Below are 25,966 nucleotides of genomic sequence, written 5' to 3' on the forward strand. Positions count from 1 at the left end.
AAGAAAAACTTGGTTAAATTGCGGTCCGACATTTTAGAGTGAAAAATCGATTTGTGGTACAACCGGAAAGAAGGCACGCTCAAAAACCTCCCCCTCTCATTGCCATCGTTTTCGGAGCAAGAAATGACGAACCACAAGTTTAGCCGACGTGATTCCTTTTTCGCAGGGATAAGTTTTCTATTAACGCTAGTATTGCTGCCCTGTGCCCACTCCCAGCAGGAGACCCACGCAATTGGTAATTTAATGTTCCTTGCCGGAGCTTGGGAAATGAACGTTCCAATCTCTGGCGGTGTGAGAATAACCAGGCCCGTTCGCAAAAGAAGATCTGGTCGAGTGGTCCGCCACGTAGGCTTCAAATGAATCTTATAATCACCCTGTTGCAGCTCGTACAATCCACTTTATTCGAATGGATATTCTGTCTCCAAGAATTTGGGATCAACCTAAGCCGACTTGGCTCGCCCCAATTAGTTGGACATAATGGACAAAAAAGGTCTATGTCACTATGCACGAAACCTCCCTTAGCCTTATCGACCGCCTCCAAAACTCACCTGAAAACGAAGGCTGGAGTCAACTTGAAAAACTATACGCTCCTTTGCTCCACGTCTGGCTGCGACGGTACGACGTGCAGGACTGCGACGCACAGGACCTCGTCCAAGAAGTGTTACTTAGCGTTTCGAAGGAGCTAGGTTCGTTCGACCACCCCGGGATTCCCGGTTCCTTTCGAGGGTGGCTCAAGGTGATTTTGCTTAATCGTTTGCGAAAGTTTTGGCGATCTCGGGATCGTCGTCCGCAGGTACACGGTGACTCAGACATCAATACAAGGCTCGCACAATTGGATGACCCAACGAGTGAATTGAGCCATATCTGGAATCGTGAACATGATCAGTATGTTCTTCGACAACTGTTGGCACTTGTCGAGCCCCATTTCGAGCCGAATACCTGGCGTGCATTCTGTCGCGTCGCACTGGATGGTGCAACGGTCGACGTCGTCTCAACGGAACTGGGAATCTCCAAGAATGCCATCATCGTCGCTAAGTGCCGTGTTCTGAACAGATTGCGACGCGAAGCAGAAAGCTTAGTTGAAACTTCTTCTCATTTTCTTCGAAAGAGCTGAAATACTCGGTAACAATCGGGTCTTACTTAGCATCCACGCGCGGAAACGGCTTGCCCGTTGCTGAACGACTATTTCACATGCAAGGTATGGGCCTTACTACGGTTCCAAGGTAGACAGATTGTAAAATGCTAAACACAACAACCCATCCTAGCCGGGAGCGATTGAACGCGTACAACCTTGGGCAACTGCCACCAGATGAGGTAACGGCGATCGAGAACCACATCAGCGCGTGTGAGCCATGTTGCAATACCATTATTAGCCTATCCTCAGACGATACATTTGTCTCACTACTAAAAAAAGCCAACCAATTGGCCGACAATCCTTCCCCCGCCCAAAAACTTACAGAACTAGTCTCGGTTCAAAGAGACTTTCCGCCTGAGCTCGCGGAGCATCCTCGGTACGAGGTCGTCCGGCTGATTGGGAAAGGTGGGATGGGTGATGTTTACGAAGCTATTCATCGCAAAATGGAACGGAAGGTCGCTTTAAAGGTAATTAATCGCGAGCTATTCCAAAACGTCGAAGCGGTGAATCGTTTCCATCGTGAAGTAAAGACTGCTGCCCAACTTTCGCACTTCAACGTCGTAACTTCGTATGACGCTGACCAGGCGGGTGACATCCACTTTATGGTGATGGAATACGTCGATGGAGTCGATCTGTCACAGATTGTAAAAGACCGTGGTGCCTTGCCGATTGCGGAGGCATGTGACTACATACGCCAGGCTGCGATTGGGTTGCAGCATGCACACGAACTAGGCATGGTCCATCGCGATATCAAACCACACAATCTCATGGTAACCAAAGATGGAACAGTCAAGATTCTTGATTTCGGTCTCGCCTCAATCGTAACAGAAACGGTCTCTTCATCTAATGCGGTAGTGCAACGGTCTGACTTGACGGCGGTCGGTGCCATAATGGGGACTCCCGATTTCATTTCACCCGAGCAAGCACTTGATGCTCGCCAAGTCGACATCCGCAGCGATATCTATAGTCTTGGCACGACACTCTGCTATTTATTGTCCGGCAGAGTGCCCTTTGAAGATGGTGGTATTACGCACAAACAAAAAAATCGTGCGCAGATCGAACCGATCCGATTAGATGCGATGCGAAAGGAAGTTCCACAGGAGCTCGTATCAATTGCGTTGAGGATGATGGCAACGAATCCTGATGAGAGATACCTTACGCCAAAGCAAGTTGCGGAAGCTCTAGAATCTTTCCTTCGTACTTGGAGACCTAACGAAGACGCTGAATATGCACACGAACCGTCAAACGGCGGGAACATGTCTGGTTCAAACGGACAAGAATCAAAAGTTGGTGGTTCAGGGTGGAATTGGTGGTTGATAATTACCAGGGTTGTTTTAGCAATTGCATGTGTTCCCGTAGTCTTGATTGCCTACGAATCATGGATTTTCGAGATTGAATTTTCTATGCTAGATCGCGTAGGATATCAGGTTCCAGCCTACCTGCTTAGCGTCTTATGTTTGTCGATTATTGCGGGACTAACACTTTTAATCCAGAGATTGAACTCATCGATTCATGATGTAAATCCAAACGGCAAATACGACTTTGGGATAAGATCAAAGGACTTTATAGCGATTGCTGCTGTGTTTTTCTCCGGATGCCTCGCTACAGTAAGTTATTACTTGCAATTGAACAAAGGTAGGTTCGTTGAGGGGCACGGCTTCGTTGTGTCGTATGTTCAGCAAGCCCTTGATACTATCCCCGAGGTTGACCTTGAGCCACATGAAAGGGTCGTCGACTTACAGGTCTCTGGTAAAGATGCGCTGCTCGTGCGGCTAAACGACCATGTTCGCTTACAGTTTGAAGGATGGCCTGCGTCTGATTCGTCTTCCCTCTATCACGGAAAGGTTATAAGAGTGGTGCCAGGCAAATCTTACCGCGATAGCGATTACGCTAGCCTGCTAGTCAAAGAGATGGAAAACGGACGAAATAGAGGCTGGCCTTATGCGGATTATCTACTGCCCGGCGTCAAGACAAAAGGTTGGGTCTTGTTAACAGACTAGTTAGCAGAATTGGAAGTCTCGTGGCCACTTGGAGCTGCGGCCATCGCAACTCACTGCAAAGCCTGATGCTGGACGCTACTGGCGGTCTCTTTTTGTCAAGGAATTAACACGATAATCCGCAATGGCGATCTGAAAGTTGATATGATTCGTTGAAGGGTAGCTTCACATTGCCGCATCAGTCCTTTCTGGATCATTCAACAATGCCTACGCGTTCACTTACCATTCTGCTACTTTCATTTCTACTCGTGGCCGATCAGAAATTGGGCTGTGCAGACACGGTGATTGACTTTCCTGAGCAATCGATTGGGAGTCTTTATTTTGCTTCGCCCGATGACGTTCATTTCGGTGCGGATTCGAAATTAACCGAACGCGTAACGGAATGGGAATTTTTCGCGTTTGCCGCCGGCAGAGTCCGGTTGCCGGAGGGAAAGCTTATAAGGCTTAGCCTAAACAATCGCACAGAGGACATGGGATTAGTTGACAAACCAGATTGGGTGAAGAGTATACCTAATCATACAATCCATTCATTGCATGTCGTCAACACACCCTTTCGCGATGAGTTGCTGTCCGAGTTTTCAAACTGGACGGGACTGCAAGACCTTAGGCTCGTGGGTTGCGATGTTACGTCAGCCGCTGCCTCGACGTTGTCCAAGCTGACTCAACTAAAGCGCCTTTATCTATCCAGATTGCCATTGGTCGACGACACGCTTCTTGTAACGGTAGCGGAGCTTCCTAATTTACAGGAAATCTACTTGCGGCGGCTGAAGTTGACCGATTCGGGGATGGCTGTTCTGTCACGTAGCCATAACCTGACGCTCGTGCTAGTCGACGGTGTAGCCATCTCTGATGCGGGAATCGCTTCATTAACAAAGCTCAGCAATCTACTCTATCTCAACGTATATGCAGAGGAACCCGATAGCGATCTTTTTTCTCCCGCAGACGCACAAACGAGCGTCACGGACGTAGGCTTGGAGCACATTGGGGATTGCTCTCAACTCATATCGTTGAACATCCATGGAGCAAAAGTGTCGTTAGACGGCTTACAAAGACTCTTTCGGCGGTGTCCTAATTTACGCTATTTGGGCATAAGTCGGAGCGCGGTCGACCTCGGCGCATTGGACGCAGCCAGCAGCTTGGCACATTTGGAAACGATTCGGATTACGGGAACGGTACTAGGTGATCAAGAAGCCAGGCAACTAAGTCAGCTTAAGCAACTGCGTGAGATTGATGCGGAACTCAATATTGGCAACGAAAGCGTTGAGCAGTTGGCTTCATTGCAACGACTGGAATCTTTGCGATTCTCAGGCGAAGCTGACGACCAGTGTATGTCAGCACTTACCAAGCTTCCCAACCTCAAAGATCTTTCGATAGTTTTAACTCGTGTGACTGATGAAGGCCTAGAGGCACTCAAGGGATCGGCACGACTGGAACGAGTTCATCTTAGTGGACGAGGCTTTAGCTCCCGTTGCTTGCAAACAATTGCAACTTGGCCAAACCTGACGGAGCTTTTTTTAGAGTCCTTGGGTGCGAGACAAGATGGGCAAGGGGAATGGAGCGAAATGTCGAAGCTGCCAGCCAAATTGCGATCGCTGGACTTTATTGCTTGCCCTGAAATCGGTGATGATGAATTACGGGTCATCGGATCACTGCCGTTTTTGGAGTCCCTTTCGATTCGAGCCCAAAGTATCAAAGCCATAACAGACGCGGGGGCTGGCCATTTAGCTACCGCGTCGAAATTGAGGAGCCTTACTTTGCCTTCATTCATAACCGACCAAGGCTTGTCGAGATTGCGGGGGATTGAGTCTCTCGAGCATTTGGAAATCGTTTGCTTAGCAACGTCTGACGGCTTAGCAACGCTAGGGGAGCATCAACGATTACGAAGCCTAACGATCGGCTCCCCTGACCTATCTATCGACGACGCAAACGAGTTCGCAACGAGACACCAAAACACTCTGCAGTTTCGGTTTGCAGAAGTAGGAATCTCTCGAACAACAAGACTTGGAAGCACAGATCCAATTCTTCGGCGTGGTTCCGAGAGTGACAGGGCGAAGTTGAATGTCCTCGAGGGAAAAACACCACCTGGCTTAAAGGTGACAGCCTGGACTTCAATCGATGGTGAGGTACAACTGGAATCGCTTCACGGCAAGGTTGTCTTACTCGATTTTTGGGGAACATGGTGCGGTGCTTGTCTTAATCAACTACCCCACATCCGCGACCTCTATGAAAAGTACCACGAGAGGGGTTTGGTTGTGATCACAATTCACTCCACGTATGGGGCGGATAACATGGCATCGTTTCTCAGCAAGAACCCGTTTCCCTGGCCCAATGCCAGCGACGTTGACCGTCAAACCGAGGCGGATTTCGCTGTCAGCTCCTGGCCATCGACCTATCTGATCGATAGACAAGGAAAGCTGAGATTCGCCAATCCAATAAAGGATCACCTGGAGGACGCAGTTAGGTTGCTTATAGAAGAATAGTGGCGATCCCCGTTCCCGCAGATCACCGAAGTGGTATGGTCTCCGCGTTTGGTAATATGAAATTCGAGTCCCTCTAGTGCTTGAGATTCGATCTACCATGTTGAAGAGTAAGGTGCATCTATGTTGTCCAAATCATTGCCGTGTCCAATTCGAAGCCAGGCAAGACGTCTTCACCCGAAAGTGACAGCGGGTTGGAAACGATGTCTATCTCACGATTTGGACGATAGATATAGACCTGTCGATCGAAAGGATCGATAAGCCAGCCGAGTCGAACTCCATTGGAAATATACTCTAACATCTTTTGCTTGAGACTGCTCAGTCTCCCTTAACCTCAAAAAGTTCGGTCGTGTTTAGGAGAGCCTCGGGGCGACAAGTTGGGCTAATCGGGCTCGGTGGCACGACAATTTCGATACTGCGATAATGCTTCCCGTCGCTTTTCGTCATGACCTGGATTCGTGATGCTGGGATATCGACCACCCAACTCGGCCACACCACTCTCGGCGTAGATATCGGCCTTGTCTCGTAAATCATTGGTGAGACTGCTGTCAGCAACTCCCCACGAAGCAATTAAATTTTTCGCGGCCCCAAACCGTCAAAGGCACCGCGATCGACCATCGAGTCGAACTCGGCACCGGTGATTTTGCTCGAAATGCTCATTTTCCCGTACTCTTTTCCGTAATTATGGCCTCAACCCTAGCCATCCCCACTGTACGACGAAATGGCCTGATAGACAAAATCGATGGTGGAAATTAAAGCCTTATCGTGGCTGCGTTTTATCAGAATGGTCTTATAATTTCAGTATGAACAAGACCCCAACCCCAGAATCCACCACCTCAGATCGCTGCGAACCCACCGCCAGCGTGGCTCGTGGCTGCCCGCCGCCAACTCCCGAGGAGAATCGACGAAACTGGGCTGCGTGGTACCAAGCAATGGAGCTTAGTCATGAGATGTTGTTGATGGGGCTCAGGAATCAGATCGGTCCGGAGGGTGACTTAATGGCTGCGTACCGCGAATGGTACGAACGCTATCAAGTAACCAAATGGGAGTCCCACCGTGCCCCCTAGCGTGCTTTTGCGTGTATTGGCTGACATCTATGATTTGGCTGAGCAGCTAGGAGCGAATCCGGTTGTTGCTGGTGGGCTTGCCGTTTCCTATTGGGGGCACCCTCGAAGCACGCAAGATATTGATCTGGCTGTAATCGTTTCAGACGAGCCATCATTTTTTTCGAATCTGACGGCATCCAATTTAACGCTTTCCAAATCAGGCAGAGTCATCGATCTCGGTTTTGTCCGCGTGTCACAGTGGACGCGGGCGGTTGAGGATGCGTACATCGACTGCGAAATCGATTTCCTACTTTCCTCTTCGAGCTATCACCAAGAAGCGATTCATCGTTCCGTCCTTTGTGATTTTCCGGGTATCGCTAAGAGCGTAAGGGTATTGAGTTGCGAGGACTTGCTCTTGTTCAAGGCCGCATCAGGGCGATTGATCGACTTGGCTGATATCCAAACGCTATATTCAATGCATCGTACAAGTCTGGACCATGACTATTTGGCCGAGAAAGCTCAAGAGCTCCAATTACCAGCTCGCTTTTGGCTTAGGGTGTAAGTCGATATGTATTAGGTCACGTGCGTGAGATAGGAACGTGTCGAAACCGATATCCATTGTTTCTTTCCATCTCCAACCAAGTAACCAAATTAGACTACCGAAGTCTTGGTTACCTTTTGCCAAGTGATCGATTCAACAACGGTCTAACAAGTTCGCGGATTTCCAACGGCAGTTGAAACAGAGGCCGATCAGTTGGCGGCTCAGCATTGATGACCTCAACAGCAGCATCAAGGCATCGCAGCGGGATCTCCAAGTCGTCACAACCTTTGCCTGCTTTTTGCCAGGCAGTATTCCACGTTTCAATTTGTGACTTAGAAAATCCACCTTCGTCAAGGTATTGAATGGACTGAGTAACTCCTTGACCGAGCTTTGCGGCAACTCCATATTTCAAATAAATAGGCACGATATCGGATATATAGCTCGCCCACTCACTAGGGCCGCGTCTAAGGACCATCGCTAACAGGTTCTGAGGTGTACCAACATACTCATCGGCGTGAGCATTCCCTTCTTCTAACGCTCGCTTCAATGCTGCTACCACATCGTCGATAGTTTGACACGCGATCATCGGGGCCGCTATGACGTAACGAGACTCAGCGTTTTGCTCAAGGGAGAATGCATCTCCAGAATTCAGTGCCAAAGCATCATTCTCACCTACTCGCCCTGCCTCAACTTTTTCCTTTCCCATTTGGAGGGCTGAGGCTAGAAACCAAGCACGAAGAAATCGGGCTATGAGACGAAGTGGACGGCCACGTTGATTCTTGATCTTCAGGCACAGCCGCATAAGCGGTTCCGCCATCTCATAGAAAGATTCCTTGCCACGTTTCTCAGATCGCACGTAACCTTTCGCTTTCAAATTGCCGAGTTGCTTCGAACAACTGCGTTCGTCGATAAACGTCTCGTCTGCAATCTGCTTTACCGTCATTGCACCTTGCGAATCACACAAATATTGAACAAGCTGACGTTGCTGATCAGGTAATGAACGTAGTCGTTCCTGAAAATAGGGAGTCATATCGTTCGCTAAGCACTCGAATGCTGCGACTAGGTCGTCGAGAGTGTCTTTGGTTAGGAACTCAGCAAGCCGGACATACATGCGATGATTGCCACCCGCGAGATAGTGCAACGCACTAATGCGGAACCTCCCTTCGGCGGAATCTACATAGCTGGCAAGCTCTGGTTTTGATTTTTCATTGCTGATACGTGCAATCAACTCTGCGGCTTGCTCGACCGAGAGTGGCTCCAAATGATGAATGTCAAAGAATCCAAAGAAGGCCTCGTTTCGATCGGATACTCCAGCGAACAATTGCTGTGATGTCGCCAAGGTGGAAATTTTCCTTGTCTCTTGCAAAAAGGCTCGCCATTTTTTTTGACCAGCATCCCCAAGACTGTGGAACGTCTGATCCATATTCTCTGTCACAAGGAGCAAGCTTCGCTTTCCAAGATGCTTGATCGTGGACTGCAACACAGCATGCGCTGCGTCATCCGGCGATAATCCTCGAACAGGGGTTTTGAAGTCAACCGGGAACTCATCTGGATACTCCCGGGCCAAACGACTAGCAATTCCGAACGCAAGATGGACAAGACCCGTGAAAGTATCGTCTTCTCCCAACCATGCTACCCGCATGACATCAGCTAGCTTCGATAGTCCTTGGAGTTCCCAGGTCGCCAAACTAACGAGGTGTGTCTTGCCACTGCCGCGCGGCCCCACGAGGAGAATATGATGCTTGTCACCCGAGATCATGCTGCGCGATAAACGATCTACAATTCGTTCTAGCATCCATTCTCGTTGAACAAATATCCTTTTTAGAACTTCTGGATCGGTGTTACTAGGCGTGTAAGCAGAAACGATCAAATGACGGTTCATTCGCAAAGCCCCTGTGCCATCGTCCACCAGCGTTGAATCAAAGGAAAGCGAAACGAGTATCGCTTCTTTGTGTCGCAGACCAAGTAGTGGTCCAACGAAAGCGATCTCAACAACTCGACTATATGTTCTCGATCCGTGATTTTGAAGTTGCTTTTTACAATGGCCCAGACTTGTTCGATGGATTGCGGCTCATTGACAAATGCCAAGTGATCCAGAATTGCTCTGACGATAGATTCTTCTCGAATTGTGGCTCCAGCGACGTCGACGATCGTATCCTTGTAGTAAACCGCAAGCCGCCCGCGAAAATGCTCCATTTCCCATGGATCATGATCATTAGTTAGTTGCTGAAGTACTGTTTCTTCGATGTTATTGATCGTGATTGGCCCTACTTGCTCACCCAATCTAAAGCAAACGGCTTCGATGTAGAACGGAACGCCATCCGTCAACCGCACAATGCTCTCCAGCACCGTAATTCGGTTATCCTCTAAGATTTCAACCCCTTCTTCGTTCAGCAGTCGCTCAGCAAGAACCATCGCATTTGGCTCGCTGAGAGCCCTAATCTCCACCAGCGGCATATCGTTTACTGGTTCACTCGCATGCGTCTTCTGCCTAAGATCAGTCACAACATGGTGCAGACCGACTGAGCCCGCGTACACCATCCGAACATTGTTGTACTGCTGCCGAATCGACCGTAATGTATCTAGAAGTGTCAATGCTAATGTTTTTTGCGTTCCATCCGATCCTATGGTTGCGATCTTCTGAAGCATGTACGGGAGTTCATCCATTAACAGCAGAATCCGCTTGTCCGCCTGGTAAGTACACACGCCCTCTAGCGTCTTGACGAGTGTTTCTTGCCAACCAATTTTACTGACACTGGGTAATTTTATGACCCCGGCGATATCAGCCCCACCGATTGCCTTTCTGAACTCGCTCCACCAACCTTTGGCCTGGTCAGTTTTCGAAAGCAGTGGCTGGACCCGGTTGATCAATAGCTCAACGAAGCGGTCGGGCGAATCAATCCCCTCCAGCTCAAGAAACAATACTTCAAACCCTTCTTTAGGTTCCGCCGCCATTTTGCTCATGACGGTGGTCTTGCCGACTCGTCGTTCTGCCGTAAACCTTATCGAGTTCCTCTCAAGCCTTCTCCAAATGAGCTCGATCAGCTCATCGCGACCGACAACGTTTCTCGGATCAATTTGATTTGCCACTTACCACCTTCCCCCAACCTGCAAAAACGCACGACATTATCATCGTACGTCAACATAGTCGTGCGTCAATTGGCTTTCGCTGCAAAACATGAAATTAGCATGGTTTGAACGTAACATTCGCGGTTTTTTACGCGCATCTTGTGGACTGAATCAATTCCTCGAGAGAAACAACTCGATCAAAGTAGGCTCGCTCTCGAAGCCCCTTGGTTATTGGAGACGAGGCAATAAGAACCTTTTGTAGAGATCGGCGAGGTGACATGGGTAGCGATTTCAATTTTCGCTCGACGTCGGCGATCACATCAACTCCGATGGGTCCATCCTGATACTTCACCTCGCAAACGGTATAGACTTTGTCGTTTCTATCGAACAGCAGATCGATCTGTGCACCAAACTCGGTGATATTTCCACGCCTGAAGAATGTACCTACTTTGAATTGAACTGCACTAAATCCCAGTAAATCGGCGATCGAGAAGGCATGATCACGGCAGAAACGTTCAAAGGCTCCACCGAGCCATTGCCGAAAAGTTCTCGTGTCCATCGCACGCTGAGGCTGGCGTTCAAAATGTCCGTTTTGTATCGCGGTCCACTGCGGCTCGATAAAGCGAAAGTAGAAATGAAGATAAGGATCGCGGATCTGATAGTACCCCAGAAGACTTTGAATTGGCTTATCGAGAGGCACGATTCGCTTGATGAACCCGCATTCCTCAAGGTCTGTCAACATGTTCGAAAGCGTTCCGCCCGATGCCAGACCTATAGCCTTAGCTATTTGTTCACGAGTCGCGTTTCTATTTAGACCGAGGTAAGCGACAATCTGGCGATATGCTGGATGATTCCCAAAGCTACTTACAAAGACCTTTTCGAACTCATCCGCGAAGAAACCATTCTTTCTAAAACTGTTTTCGCACAGACTTTGATAGACGGAACCGGAATTGAGACGTTGTAGATAGATTGGAATTCCCCCGACAGAAAGATATGCGTCAAACAAGGTATTCACCGAGGGTTTGTCCAAAAACTCCGCTGCCTCTAAGATCGGGAACTCGTCTAATCGAAGATCGAGCGAGCTTCGGTTATGCAGGGAACGAGACCGAATCACTTCGGAAAGAAAAAACGATGGCGAAGAGCCGCAGAGGACCAAAACCAGAGATGGGTTTTTCCGAAGCTGATTATCCCAAATCGGTTTTAATTCGCTAATCAGATCTGGGCGATAGTTTGCGAGCCACTGTAGTTCCTCCAGATAGACTGTCCAAGTTCCCTTGCTTACACATTCCGCTAACAACTCGAATGCTTCTGTCCAGGAAGTAGGTGTCGCTCGCTGAACAGTGGAGCGACTAAAAAACTTTCGTAACGTCGCTGCGAATTGAGCGATTTGAAACGTATCCGATTTCCCTTCGACTCCCTCGAACTTCAGAAGCTTCCGGTCCCCAAACGCTTTTTCAATTAAGGTGGTTTTGCCAACACGTCGGCGACCGTAGACCAAAATCATCATTGCTTCATCGCCCCTTTTTGCGGCTAGCAACTGTGATAATTCGCTAGTTCGGCCAATAAATTTCATGGAAATTCTTGATGATCACGTGGAAAAGCGCGGATTCTAAGCACTCATCTGGTGCCTCACTCTCCCGGCCAATTATACTACAAAACACCCATATTTGGCTGGAGGACCCAGCCAAATATGAACCATTGCACTCATATTTGGCTGGGATGGCAGGATCGTCGCCCCACGCTTTTTGGGGCGGAACGTGCCGAGATCCTATTTGACGGGGGTGAATAGCACGTCTGGACCCATCCCAAACTTCGCAGGCAGCGGGAGCGATGACAGATCCGCTCCGCTTGTATCCAGCGTGAATTGCCAGCGTCCCTCAAGCGGAAACTCGATTCCCTCGCCTTGCAGAAGGAACGCTTGGTGGATCGGACGGGGCTTCATGGCGACCACAATTAAATTGACATCGTTGGGGACCACAGCATCGGCAGGAAAACGATGCACGAAAACCTCGTTTGAGGAATCATGCTTCGCAGTTGCAAGCTGACCGTTCACCCAGACTTGCTGATCAGCATACTCAAATTCTGATACTCCTGACACTTGTAAACCTAGATCAGCCGTGATCCACTCCTTGGGAATGAAAGCAGTACAACGCAACCACAACATCCCTTCCCCTTGAACTGCATCCTCCGAACTCATCGGTAACGATATCAGATCCCAACGCCTCTTTCGTTGCATGGTTGGCGACTGCTCGGCAGCCTCGATCTGAGCCTTGACGTCCACACGCGACAATTGAAACTCCTCACCACCCATAAATTGGTCGCTGCTGATCGTGGGGCAGACATAACGCTCGATATGTTCAATGACTCGACGGGTCCCTTCGTGGTGATCGACATACGGCCATGATTCCGGGTTGTACATGGAATCGGTAAGGTCTCGCATTAAAACCACGTTCATACCGGTTCGAGCCATCTGCCGCAGTCCAAATGGACGACCGAGCACGCACATGTTGACATGGACACCGGTCAAGATCACGTTGCGGATCTTTCGGTGCATCAAAATGTTCCATACTTCGCGTCCTGAATCGCTGATAAAATCGAGTTCCTCATCGATCATGATCGTGGGCGATTGGGCTTGCCAGGGCAACTGCGGATTACGGCCCATCGATGCCAGCTTTTCTCGCCAAACCGCGAGCTGCTCAGGGTCATCATCTTCGCCTCCGTCCGATTGATCGATCGGATAGATTCCAGACTTCTCAGATGGGATTGCCGAGCACCAAGAATCGATCGCATAAGGAATATTGCTGGCTTGCGGGGTGGATTGTGCTCGTTTTCTGGCCGAATGATCTCGATAGTAGTCCATGCAATCGCTAGGGGCATGAATGATTGTAACACCACGGCGACGCGCCTCGATAAGAAGCTCGTTCAAACGAGGAGCGAAAGCTTCCAATCGATCGACTGCGTTTCGGGAATGATGATAATCCCAAACGTCGCAAACGATTATCGCGGTTTGTTCGGGCTGCCAAGTTTCCTCGCGATAAGCCCAAACGATTTCGTCTTGGCTGTCTGCACTTGTGGTCGCCGTCCGAAGCGTCAACGAAATCGGCTCTGATGCTCCCGCAATCGCTCCGAATAAAGCAGCAGTCATCAAGCCACACCTAAGCCAGTATCGTTTAGGGAACATGTTCTTTGTCCTTTCAGCACAAGTCAATCGGACCGCGGTAGTCAGAGATTTTTTCGAGCAGCCTCTGAGCAAGACAACTAAGTTTACCAGGAAAGTTCTGGTAGTGGCTTTGGGCAGAGACTTTCTGTTGGCCAGTCGTTGGTTGCATTTACAAGGATACCAGCGCAGAATACGGCACTACTCGCTGATCGACACCGACTTCACCCTCCCCGGCAATCTCGCTTAAGGCTCGATTGCCGACCCTCCCGGTCGCTTCGCTGGGAGGGTGAGGACCTTTTTTAAGGGTGGCGATCAGCGAGAGGCGTGCCGAATACCCAGAATCACCTCCAAACGTTAATCGCCGCGACTCAAGCTCAAGAAGAGGCTGCTCTCAACCCTATGTCAGATGCTATCGTTCCTTGGTTTGTCAGCGAAACATGCTATGAGCAGTTTCGTTCCACGGCCACCGATTCCGATGTCTTTTTTGATAGTCATAAGGAGTGGGTCGATGCAGCCATGGAGCATGAACGCTTGGCGGAGCGAGCAGGAGTGATCATCGTTCGAATCCGCATGCGCTTTGAAGACTTTGAAGCATGGCGAGTTCAGCATGGCCTACTTAATCATGCTGACACGCGGTTGCAATATGCTGAGCTGGTTGCTCAAAAGCTGTTGGGTTCAGCATAGTCGCTGACCGCTCCGTCGGTCAGAGTTCGGATCGGCGGAGCGATCCGCGACTATGGTAACGATCCGCGATCGCTAGTCCTGCGAGCGAGGCAGGTCCGGCGAGTCGGGCCGGAAACGTAACGATCTCCTGGGTAAACCAGGAGCATTCTCGGGGAGTTTGGGGGCGCGGTTGATGTAGCGAGAAACGTAAGCTTCACCTGGGCAAGCCAGGTGCATTCTCAGATACAGGAGGCGTAGCAGCAGCCAGTTCCGGAAATCCCGCTGGCTCGACCTGCGGATGGTTAGGCTTCTTGCGAGAGAGGTGATGGCCCACCCTCCTCGCCTAACGCGAGCGGAATGTTTCGCTGGTGAAGACTTCGTCCATCATCGTGCGAATCGAATAGTCAGCAGCCATCACTCGTTGCACGATGCGATCTACCTCTAATTGGTCCGTCTGCTCCATATGCCGTCCCGTCGCAAAAGAAAGCAGCGTTTCCACCATGTGCCGAACGAAAAAATGACTTCGCGTTTGCAATAACAATTGCTTGTACTCGGCCACATTCGTGTACTCCTCACCTGACGAAAATACGCCTGACGGATCGACCTTCACTCCTGGCTTCTTCGATTTGGCCTCTTTGTACTCATTGCGAAAACGACCAATGGGATCAAAGTGCTCTAACGCGAAACCCATCGGGTCAATCTTGCGATGACAAACATTACACGTCGCATCGGCGCGATGCCGCTCCAACCGCTCCCGGATCGTCGTGGCACCACTTACATCGGATTCAATCGCTGGAACTTCATCAGGTGGCGGCGGTGGGGGAAGACCTAACAAATTCTCTAACACCCAAACACCACGCGTTACCGGTGATGTATCCACACCGTTGGCAGACGCGGTCAAAACGCCTGCCATTCCGAGCACTCCGCCTCGTTGGTTACGATTATCCAACGCGACCCTCTGAAACCCGTCGGCCAATCGAAGAGTTTCCTTCTCAGGAAGCTTGTAAAGTTTGGCCAGCTTCTTATCCACGAACGTATAGTCCGAATCGATAAAATCGGTCACCGGGCCGTTGGTGTCGAGCAAGTGACGAAAGAAGTGCTTTGCCTCCTCCTTCATCGAGGTTGGCAAATCCTCGGCGTAATATTCATTGGCTGTCTGCCGAGGTGGAGGTAGTGAACCAATAGCTCGCAAATTCAACCAATTATCGTTAAACCGGTAGAGGAATTCGTCCGATCGTTTGTCTCCCAACATGCGATTGACATGATCCCTTAGCACTGCTGGATCTGTCAGATTACCATCCGATGCCGATTGCCAGAGGTTGTCGTCAGGTGGCAGCCCCCACAGCGTGTAAGATAGTCGTGTTGCAAGATCGTAAGGCCCCAGCCAAGGATTATCTTCTGGTGTATTTTCCAAGAAATAGAGAAAGGAGGGGGAGCAAAGCATCATCTTGATCGTATCCAGGGCGGCTTGGCGACGGGACGACTGCGATTGCGCCCGATTCTGATACATCGCCTCGATGCGTGTTCGATCTGCATCACCTAATGGGCGACGATAAGCCCTTTCAGCAAAGGCCAATAGCTGTTCCAACGCTCGCTCAGGCTGAAAACCCTCTGGACCGAATACCGTAACCTCTTCGGCAGATCCTTTTGGTTCCGGTAATGGTCCGCGAATTTTGATCTCGCTTATGCGAATGTGAGGCAACGCACCGTCGGTCAGCAGCTTGGCCCGATTCACTCCGGGATCTTGCTCTACTTGTAGCTCTTCTTTGTACTTTTTGTTAGCTTCCAACACGGACGCTCGCGATTCGTATGGTCCGTTCGGAAAAATGAATCGTGGCGTTTGTCCTTCTTCCAGCCAGACTTGAAACGCAATCCACTCCGGTGCATCATCTGGTACAATCGCTTGCCCCAGTATTGGCTCGATGGATTGCGGATAGTGGATGTGACCTCGTTTCACATCACCCGGTACAACCGCGATTTGAAATGGCTCGCTAAAATCGACACGAAAGATCTTGGGGTCGTAATGCGTATCTCGATGCATGGCTTGAGCCTGCACCTCAATATCATAAAGCCCTGATACCGGAACCCCTTGGAGAAAATCCTCAATGTGCCCATAGCCACCTTGACGCGTGTCGGTGTTGGGTTGTTCGTACAAGCAGAGGTAGCGAAACTTGAAGACCGATTTATGGGGCCCTTGGAGTTCTTCGTATTGTTTGAAGTTGCCTTGAAAATGCCACTCTTGTGGTGGAACGTCGGGTTTGTTCAAACGGAGTTCCACTAAACGATTGGCTGCTCCGAAGTACTTGTCGAGCAGCACACCCGAGGTGATCATTTCTGAACCGATCCGATCGATGCTGTGCGTGGTAGATTCGGCAGGAAACTCGGTGGTTAGTCCGAGCGTATCGACACGGCGACCAAACAACGTTGCTAGCGTATTTTCGTATTCGCGATTGGTGAGCCGACGCAGGACTGTTTTGCCTCCGGTACTCTTGAGTTGTGCCCGCGCGTCACGTATCCGTTCGCGAAGAAGCTCGATAATTGTGATTCGCTCTTCGATCGTGGGCTGTTCCGCATCTGGCGGAGGCATTTGCCGCAACGTGAGTTGGTCGACCATTTCCGTAGCGGCGATCAGTGCGGGTTCCGAATCGAACGGTAAACGCAACGATTCGAATTCTCGACTTCCTTCTGCATGCTGTTGGTTATGGCAATCGATGCAATAAGATTGAAGGAAACGGGCTAAGGATTCTTGGTGATCATCAGCGCGTACACCTGTGCCACAAATCAAGCAACAGAAGTACGCGAGATACGCCGCGAACAACTTTAAACCTCCTCGCAGCGGTGGAGCTGAATTCCGTTTCCAGCTTGCAAACATGGCCACTTCCATCTTACGCAAAGGTGCCAGTACTCGTTCCGAACGATTCTGCCGGAACGCCTAGGCGTTGGATGATATCGAGATACAGATTGCAAAGCGGAACTCGCTGGGTAATCTGCTTGAACTCGCCACGTCCGTACCCGCCACCAGCCATGATGATGGGCAAATCATCGTTGGTGTGGGAGTTAGCATCTGCCATGCCACTGCCGAACAATACGGCGGTGGAATCGAGCAGCGATTGCTCACCGTCGCTGAGCTCCGATAAGCGGGTAATGAACTTTCCGAAATGTTCGATTTGGTACTTCTCCAGCTTGACCAGCTGCGCGATGGCTTCCTCGTCGTTGCCGTGGTGGGAGAGTCCGTGATAAGATTTGTCGATCCCCAAATCTTGTGGCAAGAAGCTACCACCGATCTCAAGGGTTGCCACCCGAGTCGAATCCGTTTGCAAAGCTAGTGCGATTAACTCGTACAGCAATGGCAGATCATTAACGGTGTTGCGGTCAGCGGGTCTTTCAAACGGTGCAGCGGGCTTGGGGTGATCGATCCATTGCGTTTTGGCTTGCAACCGTTTCTCTACATCTCGGACCGAAGTCAGATACTGATCGAGCTTTTGGCTGTCTTCGTGATTAATCTGTCCCGACAGTGCACGAGCTTCATCCAGCATAGAGTCGAGAATGGAAGCTTGTAAGCCGTTCGCGACCCGCTGCTTCTCACGCTGTCCCATGGAATCATCAATAAATAGTTTTTCAAAAAGTGCGCTCGGACCGGTGATGGGGGCGACACGAATGCCGGAACGAGTCCAAGCCATTTGGCAGCCACCATGAATCCCTCCTTCGCAGCCCACAGTCAACGACGCGAAGCGCGTTTCGTTTCCGATCGCATCGGCGATAAATTGGTCGACGGTTACATTGCCATCCGGACGATTCTTAGCTTCGTGATGAAGAACTCCCGAGAGGAAAGTGTGTACGGCAAAGTGCCCGCCCTTTAAGCCGTGATTCAGTCCTCGGTAGACGGTGAGTTGGTCGCGAATGGCGTCGAGTGGTTCGAGCAATTGCGTGGCCTCAAACTCTTTACCGGCCGTTTCCGGGAACAAATGCTTGCGCTGAAAGCCCAGTAGATTCCCGATCGCCACAAAGCGGCGAGCGCTAACTCCAGCCCCGGGGGCGACATCCACAACGCTTCGGGTTCCGATGTATGCATCAGCAAGGGAGGGCAAGACGGGAATCGCCAGAGTCCCAGCTAAAGACTTCAGGACAAAACGTCGGCGAGAGATAGGATTGGTCATCTCTAGGTTCCTTGCTTAAGTTCGGCGGGAAGGCGTGCAGGAATCGACCATGGTGGGAGTGGCGAAGACCACATGAAATCTCAGTTTAGCGGTTGCCGCATGGGAAATCCAGAGATATTCAACCCGGATTATTCGTGCCGTTGCGAAGAGGCCCGGCCACCTGACACGAATTTGGTAGGGGGCTAAGTACTACCAGCAACCAGGCGGTCTCCTGTGCAATTGGCCTCGTTGCCTCGTCCACTACTTAAACGCCTGCTTCCCGTAGTGGCCGAGGCGACGAAGCCCGGCAACCTGATACGAATCTGGTCGGGGGCTAAGTGCTACCAGCAACCAGGCGGTCTCCTGTGCAGTAGGACTCGTTGCCTCGTCCACTACTTAATCGCCTGCTTCCCGTAGTGGCCGAGGCGACGAGGCCTGGCCACCTGACACGAAGAAGTAATCTGTCGGAACACAATAGCGATATTGCCTGTTTAAATATGAATAATCGCTTTGAGAACGCCTGTGCTCGGGTCAGTCCAGCTTGGGAACTGCCCGCCGACGTCCGCGAACCCAGCGTGATGCGTGATCCATTTGTCGGTGTTGATGGTTCCCTCACCTATCAAACTTATGATTCGCGTGAAGTCTTCCGGCAGAGCATTTCGGCTCGCTAGGATCGTCAGCTCTCTGCGGTGCAGCGCAATCGAATGAGGTATCGTTAAACTTTGCTGCGTGATTCCAACGTAAACAACGCGACCTGCAAAGGCTGCAAAATCTACGGCGCGGCTCATGCTGTGATGGTTGCCGGTTGCATCAATAACCGCATCAGCCCGACGTCCCTCCGTGAGAGCCTCGAGTTTAGCGATGTCGGCTTCGGTGCCATCCATGCGGATCGTGCTCTCTATCCCCATCTTGGTCCGGACAAAGTCGAGTCGCGACTCGCTAAGATCTGCGACGATGGCTTTGGCTCCCGCTACTTTCACGAACTCGAGAGCTGACAATCCAATCGGACCTGCACCCACAACCAACACACTGTCCGACGAGCTGATTCGAGCTCGATTCACTGCGTGACAACCGATTGCCAATGTCTCGACCAGCGCAGATTGCTCATAGGTCAACTGATTGGCTGGATGGAGCTTACGCGCTGGCAAGATCATCATCTCGGTCATGCCACCATCACACATTACCCCAAGCGTTTTGTTGGACTCGCAGCAATTGGTGTAGCCTCTCACGCAGGCATAGCACTTACCACAATTGATGTAGGGTTCGACACTGCATCGATCACCCGCTACGACATGACGAACGTTTTCTCCCACCGCTAGAACCTCGACTCCCAACTCGTGGCCGGGAATTCGTGGATACGAGAAGTAAGGAAATTTGCCTAGATACCCTGCGATGTCCGTGCCGCAAACGCCAATCCGATGAATTCGAACCAGAACTTCGTCAACACTCGGTTGGGGCGGTTCTGCGATATCGATTTGTGCCCATACCCTCGGTTCCGTTAGCTGTAACGCCTTCATGATGCCTACTGGCGTCCATCTACTGAAGAGGAGAGAAATCGGTCGCCTTTAGGAATAGGCTCTTAACTCCCCCGCCTACGGTGAGCGAACCGCCAGCTGCTTCTTCGGATTCGGCTCGGGCTTTCATCCATGCTGGATCTGCTATGAATTTGCCAAACGATTCGCGGGCTGCTTCTGGGGATTTGTGAGTAATGAAGTAGACCAAGGCAACTGGAGACGCAAGCAGGTCGCTATCGACCTGGGCATCCGCCTTGCCAACAGGAGACATAGAGCCCAGCAACTGTCCACAGGTTGTCGTTTCACCATCGAGTACGGACCAATACACAATGTTGGTCATGCCATACTTTTCGAAAAGAGCCAGTGTGTGGTTGCGAAAACGATTGTTGAGAGCGGGCAGATTGTTAGGAGTTGCGATGTAGGTTCTGAGCTCGAAAACTCGATCCCCCACTTTGCCAGTCGTTAGGGCTGGGCTGTAATCGTTTGCCGACAAAAAGGTTTGCGTGAATCCCTTTACTGGCTTCACACCGTTCTTCTCCGAAGCGGTCACGGCCTTCTTCCAATCCGAGTCGGACTGAAACGATGCCCATGACTTCGCACCAGCCTCTTTGCTATCATGCCCCACGAGCATAAAGATTCGTTCGTCGGTTGTATCGACAGGAGTCCAGACTCCTACAAGATCGATATTGTACTTCTTCATAAAGCCGATACTGTGTTCCGAGATCAACTGAAGAGCATCGGCCTGTCGTCCGGTCTCAACAGTATAGGCCCGTAGTTCGTATACCTTGGCAGAAGCCACGTTAAGGTTCAGGCTTGCGCACAGCATGAGCGCGAGGGAGAAAGCGAATCGAAGCATAATTCATCCGTCTGGTTGGAGGACATGGAAGGAGGCTGCAGTATAACCGATTCCTTGGGGGATTCACCAGCGAGCGCTTACAAAATTCAAGTGCACCCGTGCGATGGCCGCTCGAAAGGGGGCGAGCTTCGAGTATCATGGGGCATAACGAAACTTACTTCTGCCGAAATTAAAACGAAAATGCTTGAGGATTTCCTAGAAAAAGTAGCTCGCCGACAAGATCTCTCGGTCGACGAAATGCAAATGGCGATCACTTGGATGCTGGCTGGTCGCATCGATAATGAGCAGATTAAGTTGCTACTGTTGGGGCTTCGTGAAAAAGGAGAAGCCGTCTCTGAGTTGGTCGGTGCCGTTAAAGCCATGCGGATGATGATGACGCCGATTCGCACCCAGCGGACGCAGCTGGTCGACACCTGCGGAACAGGAGGAGACGGTGCCAAGACCTTTAATATCTCCACTGCAACCGCCATCGTCGCAGCGGCCGCAGGGGCATCGGTTGCGAAGCACGGAAATCGCAAAATCACTAGCTTGACCGGCTCCGCCGATGTGCTCGGGGAGCTGGGGGTCAAGATTGATGCGCCGCGAGCGACAGTTGAGAAGTGTCTGGACGAACTAGGTATCTGCTTTTGCTTTGCCCCGTTACTTCATCCTGCCATGAAGCATGTGGCTGAAGTGCGTCGAGCGATCGGGGTTCCGACTCTGTTTAACTATCTTGGCCCGCTATGCAACCCAGCCGGGGCAACACATCAAATCATCGGCGTAGGGAGCGAGGAGTTGCAAACGAAAATCTCTGCGGCCCTACTTCAATTGCCGATCGAGTCGGCGGTAGTAGTGCGAGGGGCTGATGGCATGGACGAAGTCTCACTTGCAGCGGACACCAATGTGCATCATGTTGCCCATGGTTTCCTAACGCAAACGGTTTGGACCCCAAAAGATTTCGGCCTAACACCGATCAATAACGAAGACTTGGTCGTAGACTCTCCTGCCGAAAGCGCGGCTGCGATCAAGAACATAATGCGTGGAGAACAAGGTCCGATGCGAGATATCGTGCTCGCGAACGCGGCTGCAACGCTATGGATTTCCCAGCATACCCATTCGCTAATTGATGGTGTGCAGCGAGCGGCTAAGGCTATCGACTCCGGTGCAGCGAGTCGCTTGCTCGAGCAACTCGCTCAACTTTCCCATAGCGAAGCGTAGAGTGGTATCAACCTAAAGTGCGCCCCGCGTTTTCGGCCTACTTAAGCGCCCGGTACTCCCAAGCTTTGATTTCGCAGTCGGATTGGAAGACGCAGTATCCGAGCGGTCGAGACTTAAGAACTTCGGCTCTCAAGGAGAACCTTTTCCCTTCTCGTTCGACATTGATGATTTGTTCGTCGTCGACCCAAACCTTGACGTGGGTGTCATCTACGCGAACCTTGAACGCGTACCACTTGTTGTTCTTAAAATCCTTGTAGCCAGTGGTTTCGTTTTCCGAGGCATCGTTCCCATTGATGCTGCTGATTCCAGTTAAGCCACCGCCCCAACCGCCGCAGATAAAGGAGCAGTGTTCCGAGCCGACGGGAAAGGTGATGCCTACGAAGAAATCGTGACCAGTCACTCGTCTCGCTTGCCATCGCATTTCGTAGTTCCCGGTTGGCAAGTCCTTCTTCGTGGATGTGACTCCCGTGAGCGGATCACCCATGGTCATCTTTAGCACACCATCCTTGATTTCTACTTCTCCTTCACCTCCGAAGTTGGTGACCTCCCAGCCATCGAGAGTGTCACTGGAGAGAAGGGGCGTCCATTTGATGTCGTCACTCTTTGCTTGCTCTTTGGCGGTGTCGTCATACGCGAAACTGAAAGCGGAGAAACAGAAGCAAAGTAGGAACAGCGAGAGGTTCGATTTCATTTTGTCGGTCTTGGTAGTAGGAGGACGAAAGGTGCGGGCGCTCACCCATCATGGTAACACGCGGCACTAGTCGCATGAACCCCGCTCCCTTTTCAGGGCGCATAGTCTCGTTTTGCCGAATGCCCAGCTATCCTGCGGTGGGCGTTGCCACTACGGGTAAACTTATTGGATCTTTAACAAGATCCACAACCTCGCATGCGATCATTCGAAAAGCTTTGAACCAATTCGTACCATCGTTGCACCGCAGGCGATTGCGATCTCGAAATCGTCGCTCATTCCCATTGAGAGTTCTGGCAGTGATAAACCAAACTCCTCTTCGCATTTGTCTCTCGTTTCTCGCAACAATTCGAACTCCCGTCGAATCTGGTCGGTCGAAGCGTCCAAAGATGACATTCCCATAAACCCGACAATCTTCATGGGCGAGTGACTCGAGCCCTGGGCAGCTCGGGCAATCAAATCGCGAGCAGCGGGTATGCTCAACCCAGTTTTGGTGGCGTCGGTGGTCGCGTTTACCTCGATCAAGACCTCGACCGGCGGGCGTGAAGTCGAGCTCTCGCCCAATAAAGCGTGTGCATCTTGTTCGATTTGGTTCAAAATTCGTTGCGAGTCCACGGAGTGGATCGTGGAGGAGAATTCCAAGGTCCGCTTGGCTTTGTTTCTCTGCAAATGGCCGATCATGTGCCACCGGATAGGCAGGTCGCTTAGCTGTTCCGCTTTGGCCCAGAGTTGCTGAGGGCGGCTTTCCGCCAGATCCAGGCAACCCGCCTCCGCCAATGCTCGAGTCGTGGCGCCATCGACATACTTTGTTACGCCGATCAGCCTTACCGTCCCCGCAGGCCTCCCAGCCCGCATTTCCGCTTCAGAGATTCGTTCCCGAATTTTTGCGAGGTTTTTTTCGATTTGTGGCAGACTGGTTTCCATGAAAACTTTGATAAATCCGAAGAATGTGATCGGTGGTTGTTTGCAACTCTATTGCATTATCGTAGAGGTCAGCTACCATTTCGAGGGCTGTGGCTACGGTGGTCATTGGTATTAAATGGTAACAGGCAAGGATCGTGGAATGAATCGCTGGAAGGACAGTCTAGGAATTGGGGCATCGATTCTCTGTGCAATTCACTGCGCAGCTACTCCGATTTTGCTGGCGGTTTTGCCGAATTTGAGCTTAACAGGATGGATGGCGAGCCCATGGTTTCACCAGGCCGCTGCATTTTTCTGCGTTGCTTTGGTCGCCACCTCGATTTGGCCAGCCTACAAAAAACACAAAGATGGCAGGGTTTTGGGTTTTTCTTCGGCTGGTTTGGCTTTGATTTTCGGGTCCGCCTTTCTCTTCCCAGCTGATTGTTGTAGTACTGGTGCTTGCAGCGGACATACCGTATCAGCTACGTCGGGCGTTCCCGAGGGACACGAAAATTGTGTATTTTGTGCTGCCAAATCAAAAACGGCGGAAGATGCAGGTACCGCGGCAGGTGGTAGTCCAGGCGATTCGGATTCCCGCGAAACCCAGATCGCCGGCGTGAGTCTTGCTGGTTTGTGGAATGCTTTGTTGCACTGGATTACACCGATCGGTGGTGGTTTTCTGGTCATCGCACACTATCTCAATATGCGACGAACACTTGGCAGGTGTGGCGGAAGTTGTGGCTGCCACGTCAAAGAAGAAGAAGTCGCCGTCGCCACGGAAATGGGCGCGCTGTCGCAAGCAGCCTGAGCCATCTCCGCTTTCAAAGTCCCCCCTAACCGTGTAGTGGGCTTCATGCCCGTTCACCGTGGGCCACGCTGAATCCGGGTTTTTCCTACTGGCCTCACGGTTTCCCGTATTCCGACACCGATTTGCAAAATTGCTTCACGGCAAGTTGAATAAGCATCAATCCGTCGTTTGACACCCACCATTGGACATCTACAATAGAGGCGAGAGCGCAATTCGCTCTAAATCTCCCACCTATAGGAAATCTGGTTATGTTCGGACTCGGAACGCAAGAGCTTCTGATATTCTTGGTAATCGCAATGCTGTTATTTGGCAGTGCCAAGTTGCCCACCCTCATGAGGAACTTGGGAAAGAGTGCCACGGAGTTTAAGAAAGGTATGCGTGAGGATGAGACCGACCCGAATTCCGAAGCACCCGCACCCAAGACCTAGGTCTTGGTGAGCTTGAGGTTTTGAACAGAATGGCTGCGCTCCTAAGAATTGGTCGGATTTGTTGATCTGACAGACTCGAGAGCGCTTTGTGGTATAAGCGGGCAAGAGGCGACAATGAACATTCCGTTTGCAATCTTCGGTGGTGTTGGCACCACGGAGATGTTTTTGATTGGTATAGTTGCGTTGATGTTGTTCGGGTCGCGGCTACCTGAGGTTGCACGCAAAATGGGCGGGACCTATCGTGGCCTAAAAAAGAGTGTCGACGAATTCAAGCGTGAGTTTGAAGCCGTGGATCATTACGAGCCGCCGCGAGTCAAGGCGGTTCAGCCCGAAGACAAAGACGAGTCGGACAACTCTAGCGACGCGCCTAAATTCAACCCCCCATCTTAAGCGGCATTGTGTATTGGTAGCGGTTAGTTTTTTTGCGGGCTCGCATCACCTAAGCGTTCTTGGTCATGGAAGCTATCTTTATTTGTAACAGTTCTCGCCTTGGTTGCCGAGTTGGTTGAATAAACAACTGGCGATACGCAAAATCGTTGAATCTATCCAGCAAACGGATCGACGGAGCGATCCGCGACAATCGTCGCTGACCGCTCCGTCGGTCAGTTGCCACCGAGGCAATCAATAGCTTGGGATTGGTGATTCGACGGCACAATTGGATAAAACTGTGTGAACGGTTTCCTTTACTTTTTGGTTTCAAAGCCGATCAAAAAATGGAACCACTGACCAATAGGGATAAGCTGACACCCAGTAAGGGTCAAAGCGATACTCATAGTGGTCTCCCGTCAGTAAATCGCGGTACGGCTTGATGATGCTTTCCCCCCAACTCTCGTATCGGTTTATGAACTCTGCTGGATCGGGCATCACATACGAATGACTTCCTATCACAATGTTGGGTTTCAGTTTGGCCAAATAGCGAGCAGCATAAAGATAGCCCTCCTCGAAAATACAAATATTTCTGGCGACCACAGCTTCATGACCGTCGTGCGTGGGATCGGCGGGATTGCCGAACAAATTGTCACCGGTAAAGACAACCCGCTTGCCATCAATCTCTAGCCACAGACTGCACCCAAACTCCGTTTGTCCGGGCATCCAATCAACCTGGATTTCGAAGTCTTCCCATTGAAACCTTTCGCCATCACGAAACCTTCGATCGAAATGAGTTTGGAATGGGGGATTGTGGTGGTCCCTCATTACTACTCTATTTAGAAAGATAGTTGTCAGCGGATGACGAATACGATGGGTTGCGACTTACTGACACCCAGTCCAAAAGTGGTTAAAATACCGAAGAAGTGAAGCAGGTCGCTCTTCTCAACTACTATTCGCGGGTTTTCCACGCTGGTTTGTGACA

Annotated in this window: 23 protein-coding genes; 10 read left to right on the plus strand and 13 right to left on the minus strand. The window is 50.9% G+C overall.

Features of this window, described 5'->3' with window-relative positions; genetic code table 11:
- The first annotated feature begins 502 nt into the window (after positions 1–502).
- The 3 genes from SH449x_RS26045 (at position 503) to SH449x_RS26055 (ending at position 5,612) form a co-directional block, all read left to right on the plus strand.
- A complete protein-coding gene (locus SH449x_RS26045) occupies positions 503–1,114 on the plus strand; it encodes an RNA polymerase sigma factor (protein WP_482379004.1) in 612 nt (203 codons plus the stop codon).
- A gap of 125 nt (positions 1,115–1,239) precedes the next feature.
- Positions 1,240–3,135 carry a protein kinase domain-containing protein gene (locus SH449x_RS26050; RefSeq protein ID WP_482379005.1) on the plus strand — a complete coding sequence of 632 codons (1,896 nt, stop codon included), beginning with the start codon at positions 1,240–1,242 and terminating at the stop codon, positions 3,133–3,135.
- 200 nt (positions 3,136–3,335) lie between these two features.
- Positions 3,336–5,612: a redoxin domain-containing protein gene (locus tag SH449x_RS26055; RefSeq protein ID WP_482379006.1), complete on the plus strand. Its 2,277-nt coding sequence runs from the start codon at positions 3,336–3,338 to the stop codon at positions 5,610–5,612.
- A 118-nt stretch (positions 5,613–5,730) separates the two neighbouring features.
- Here the strand turns inward: SH449x_RS26055 and SH449x_RS26060 are convergent, their stop codons facing one another.
- Together SH449x_RS26060 and SH449x_RS26065 are read right to left on the minus strand one after the other, a co-directional pair.
- Positions 5,731–5,910, minus strand: coding sequence for a Uma2 family endonuclease (locus SH449x_RS26060; protein ID WP_482379007.1), 180 nt, complete (start codon positions 5,908–5,910; stop codon positions 5,731–5,733).
- A 17-nt stretch (positions 5,911–5,927) separates the two neighbouring features.
- On the minus strand, positions 5,928–6,056 hold the full coding sequence (locus SH449x_RS26065) for a hypothetical protein (RefSeq protein ID WP_482379008.1): 129 nt from the start codon (positions 6,054–6,056) through the stop codon (positions 5,928–5,930).
- A 356-nt stretch (positions 6,057–6,412) separates the two neighbouring features.
- Between SH449x_RS26065 and SH449x_RS26070 the strand changes: the two genes are divergently transcribed.
- Entirely contained in the window at positions 6,413–6,676 is a 264-nt protein-coding gene (locus SH449x_RS26070; protein WP_482379009.1) for a hypothetical protein, read from the plus strand.
- Entirely contained in the window at positions 6,666–7,217 is a 552-nt protein-coding gene (locus SH449x_RS26075; protein WP_482379010.1) for a nucleotidyl transferase AbiEii/AbiGii toxin family protein, read from the plus strand. Before SH449x_RS26070 ends, SH449x_RS26075 begins: the two co-directional genes overlap by 11 nt.
- A 109-nt stretch (positions 7,218–7,326) precedes the next feature.
- Here the strand turns inward: SH449x_RS26075 and SH449x_RS26080 are convergent, their stop codons facing one another.
- The 4 genes from SH449x_RS26080 to SH449x_RS26095 form a co-directional block, all read right to left on the minus strand.
- Positions 7,327–9,078 carry a MarR family transcriptional regulator gene (locus SH449x_RS26080; RefSeq protein ID WP_482379011.1) on the minus strand — a complete coding sequence of 584 codons (1,752 nt, stop codon included), beginning with the start codon at positions 9,076–9,078 and terminating at the stop codon, positions 7,327–7,329.
- Positions 9,075–10,286, minus strand: coding sequence for a hypothetical protein (locus tag SH449x_RS26085; RefSeq protein ID WP_482379012.1), 1,212 nt, complete (start codon positions 10,284–10,286; stop codon positions 9,075–9,077). The genes SH449x_RS26080 and SH449x_RS26085 overlap by 4 nt, the downstream gene beginning before the upstream one ends.
- 127 nt (positions 10,287–10,413) lie before the next feature.
- The gene (locus SH449x_RS26090; protein WP_482379013.1) at positions 10,414–11,838 is read right to left on the minus strand and encodes an ATP-binding protein; all 1,425 of its coding nucleotides are present in this window, start codon (positions 11,836–11,838) and stop codon (positions 10,414–10,416) included.
- A 195-nt stretch (positions 11,839–12,033) separates the two neighbouring features.
- The gene (locus SH449x_RS26095) at positions 12,034–13,446 is read right to left on the minus strand and encodes a cysteine hydrolase family protein (RefSeq protein ID WP_482379014.1); all 1,413 of its coding nucleotides are present in this window, start codon (positions 13,444–13,446) and stop codon (positions 12,034–12,036) included.
- A gap of 303 nt (positions 13,447–13,749) precedes the next feature.
- Between SH449x_RS26095 and SH449x_RS26100 the strand changes: the two genes are divergently transcribed.
- Entirely contained in the window at positions 13,750–14,109 is a 360-nt protein-coding gene (locus tag SH449x_RS26100; RefSeq protein WP_482379015.1) for a hypothetical protein, read from the plus strand.
- 322 nt (positions 14,110–14,431) lie between these two features.
- Here SH449x_RS26100 and SH449x_RS26105 read toward each other — a convergent pair whose 3' ends face one another.
- The 4 genes from SH449x_RS26105 to SH449x_RS26120 all read right to left on the minus strand — a co-directional run bounded on the left by SH449x_RS26105 (position 14,432) and on the right by SH449x_RS26120 (position 20,594).
- Positions 14,432–16,960, minus strand: a complete 2,529-nt coding sequence (locus SH449x_RS26105; RefSeq protein WP_482379016.1) for a DUF1592 domain-containing protein — start codon at positions 16,958–16,960, stop codon at positions 14,432–14,434.
- A gap of 13 nt (positions 16,961–16,973) precedes the next feature.
- Complete coding sequence (locus SH449x_RS26110) at positions 16,974–18,245, minus strand: DUF1552 domain-containing protein (RefSeq protein ID WP_482379017.1); 1,272 nt, start codon at positions 18,243–18,245, stop codon at positions 16,974–16,976.
- 470 nt (positions 18,246–18,715) lie between these two features.
- The gene (locus tag SH449x_RS26115) at positions 18,716–19,741 is read right to left on the minus strand and encodes a zinc-binding alcohol dehydrogenase family protein (RefSeq protein ID WP_482379018.1); all 1,026 of its coding nucleotides are present in this window, start codon (positions 19,739–19,741) and stop codon (positions 18,716–18,718) included.
- A gap of 19 nt (positions 19,742–19,760) precedes the next feature.
- Positions 19,761–20,594, minus strand: coding sequence for an NIPSNAP family protein (locus SH449x_RS26120; protein ID WP_482379019.1), 834 nt, complete (start codon positions 20,592–20,594; stop codon positions 19,761–19,763).
- Positions 20,595–20,774: 180 nt separating this feature from the next.
- Between SH449x_RS26120 and trpD the strand changes: the two genes are divergently transcribed.
- Positions 20,775–21,791, plus strand: coding sequence for an anthranilate phosphoribosyltransferase (gene trpD, locus SH449x_RS26125; protein WP_482379020.1), 1,017 nt, complete (start codon positions 20,775–20,777; stop codon positions 21,789–21,791).
- A gap of 37 nt (positions 21,792–21,828) precedes the next feature.
- Here the strand turns inward: trpD and SH449x_RS26130 are convergent, their stop codons facing one another.
- Positions 21,829–22,482, minus strand: coding sequence for a 3-keto-disaccharide hydrolase (locus tag SH449x_RS26130; protein ID WP_482379021.1), 654 nt, complete (start codon positions 22,480–22,482; stop codon positions 21,829–21,831).
- Between the two features lie 201 nt (positions 22,483–22,683).
- Positions 22,684–23,403, minus strand: a complete 720-nt coding sequence (locus SH449x_RS26135) for a YggS family pyridoxal phosphate-dependent enzyme (protein WP_482379022.1) — start codon at positions 23,401–23,403, stop codon at positions 22,684–22,686.
- 139 nt (positions 23,404–23,542) lie between these two features.
- On the opposite strand from SH449x_RS26135, the gene SH449x_RS26140 reads away from it, so the two are divergent.
- The 3 genes from SH449x_RS26140 (at position 23,543) to SH449x_RS26150 (ending at position 25,005) form a co-directional block, all read left to right on the plus strand.
- Positions 23,543–24,187, plus strand: a complete 645-nt coding sequence (locus tag SH449x_RS26140; protein WP_482379023.1) for a MerC domain-containing protein — start codon at positions 23,543–23,545, stop codon at positions 24,185–24,187.
- Between the two features lie 248 nt (positions 24,188–24,435).
- The gene (locus tag SH449x_RS26145) at positions 24,436–24,615 is read left to right on the plus strand and encodes a Sec-independent protein translocase subunit TatA/TatB (protein WP_482379024.1); all 180 of its coding nucleotides are present in this window, start codon (positions 24,436–24,438) and stop codon (positions 24,613–24,615) included.
- A gap of 114 nt (positions 24,616–24,729) precedes the next feature.
- Positions 24,730–25,005: a twin-arginine translocase TatA/TatE family subunit gene (locus tag SH449x_RS26150; RefSeq protein ID WP_482379025.1), complete on the plus strand. Its 276-nt coding sequence runs from the start codon at positions 24,730–24,732 to the stop codon at positions 25,003–25,005.
- A gap of 306 nt (positions 25,006–25,311) precedes the next feature.
- Here SH449x_RS26150 and SH449x_RS26155 read toward each other — a convergent pair whose 3' ends face one another.
- Complete coding sequence (locus SH449x_RS26155) at positions 25,312–25,707, minus strand: MBL fold metallo-hydrolase (protein WP_482379026.1); 396 nt, start codon at positions 25,705–25,707, stop codon at positions 25,312–25,314.
- Positions 25,708–25,966: the final 259 nt, after the last annotated feature.

Origin of the sequence: Brakhagea baltica (assembly GCF_052161605.1) — a bacterium.
Taxonomy (GTDB): Bacteria; Planctomycetota; Planctomycetia; order Pirellulales; family Pirellulaceae; genus JBKCUI01.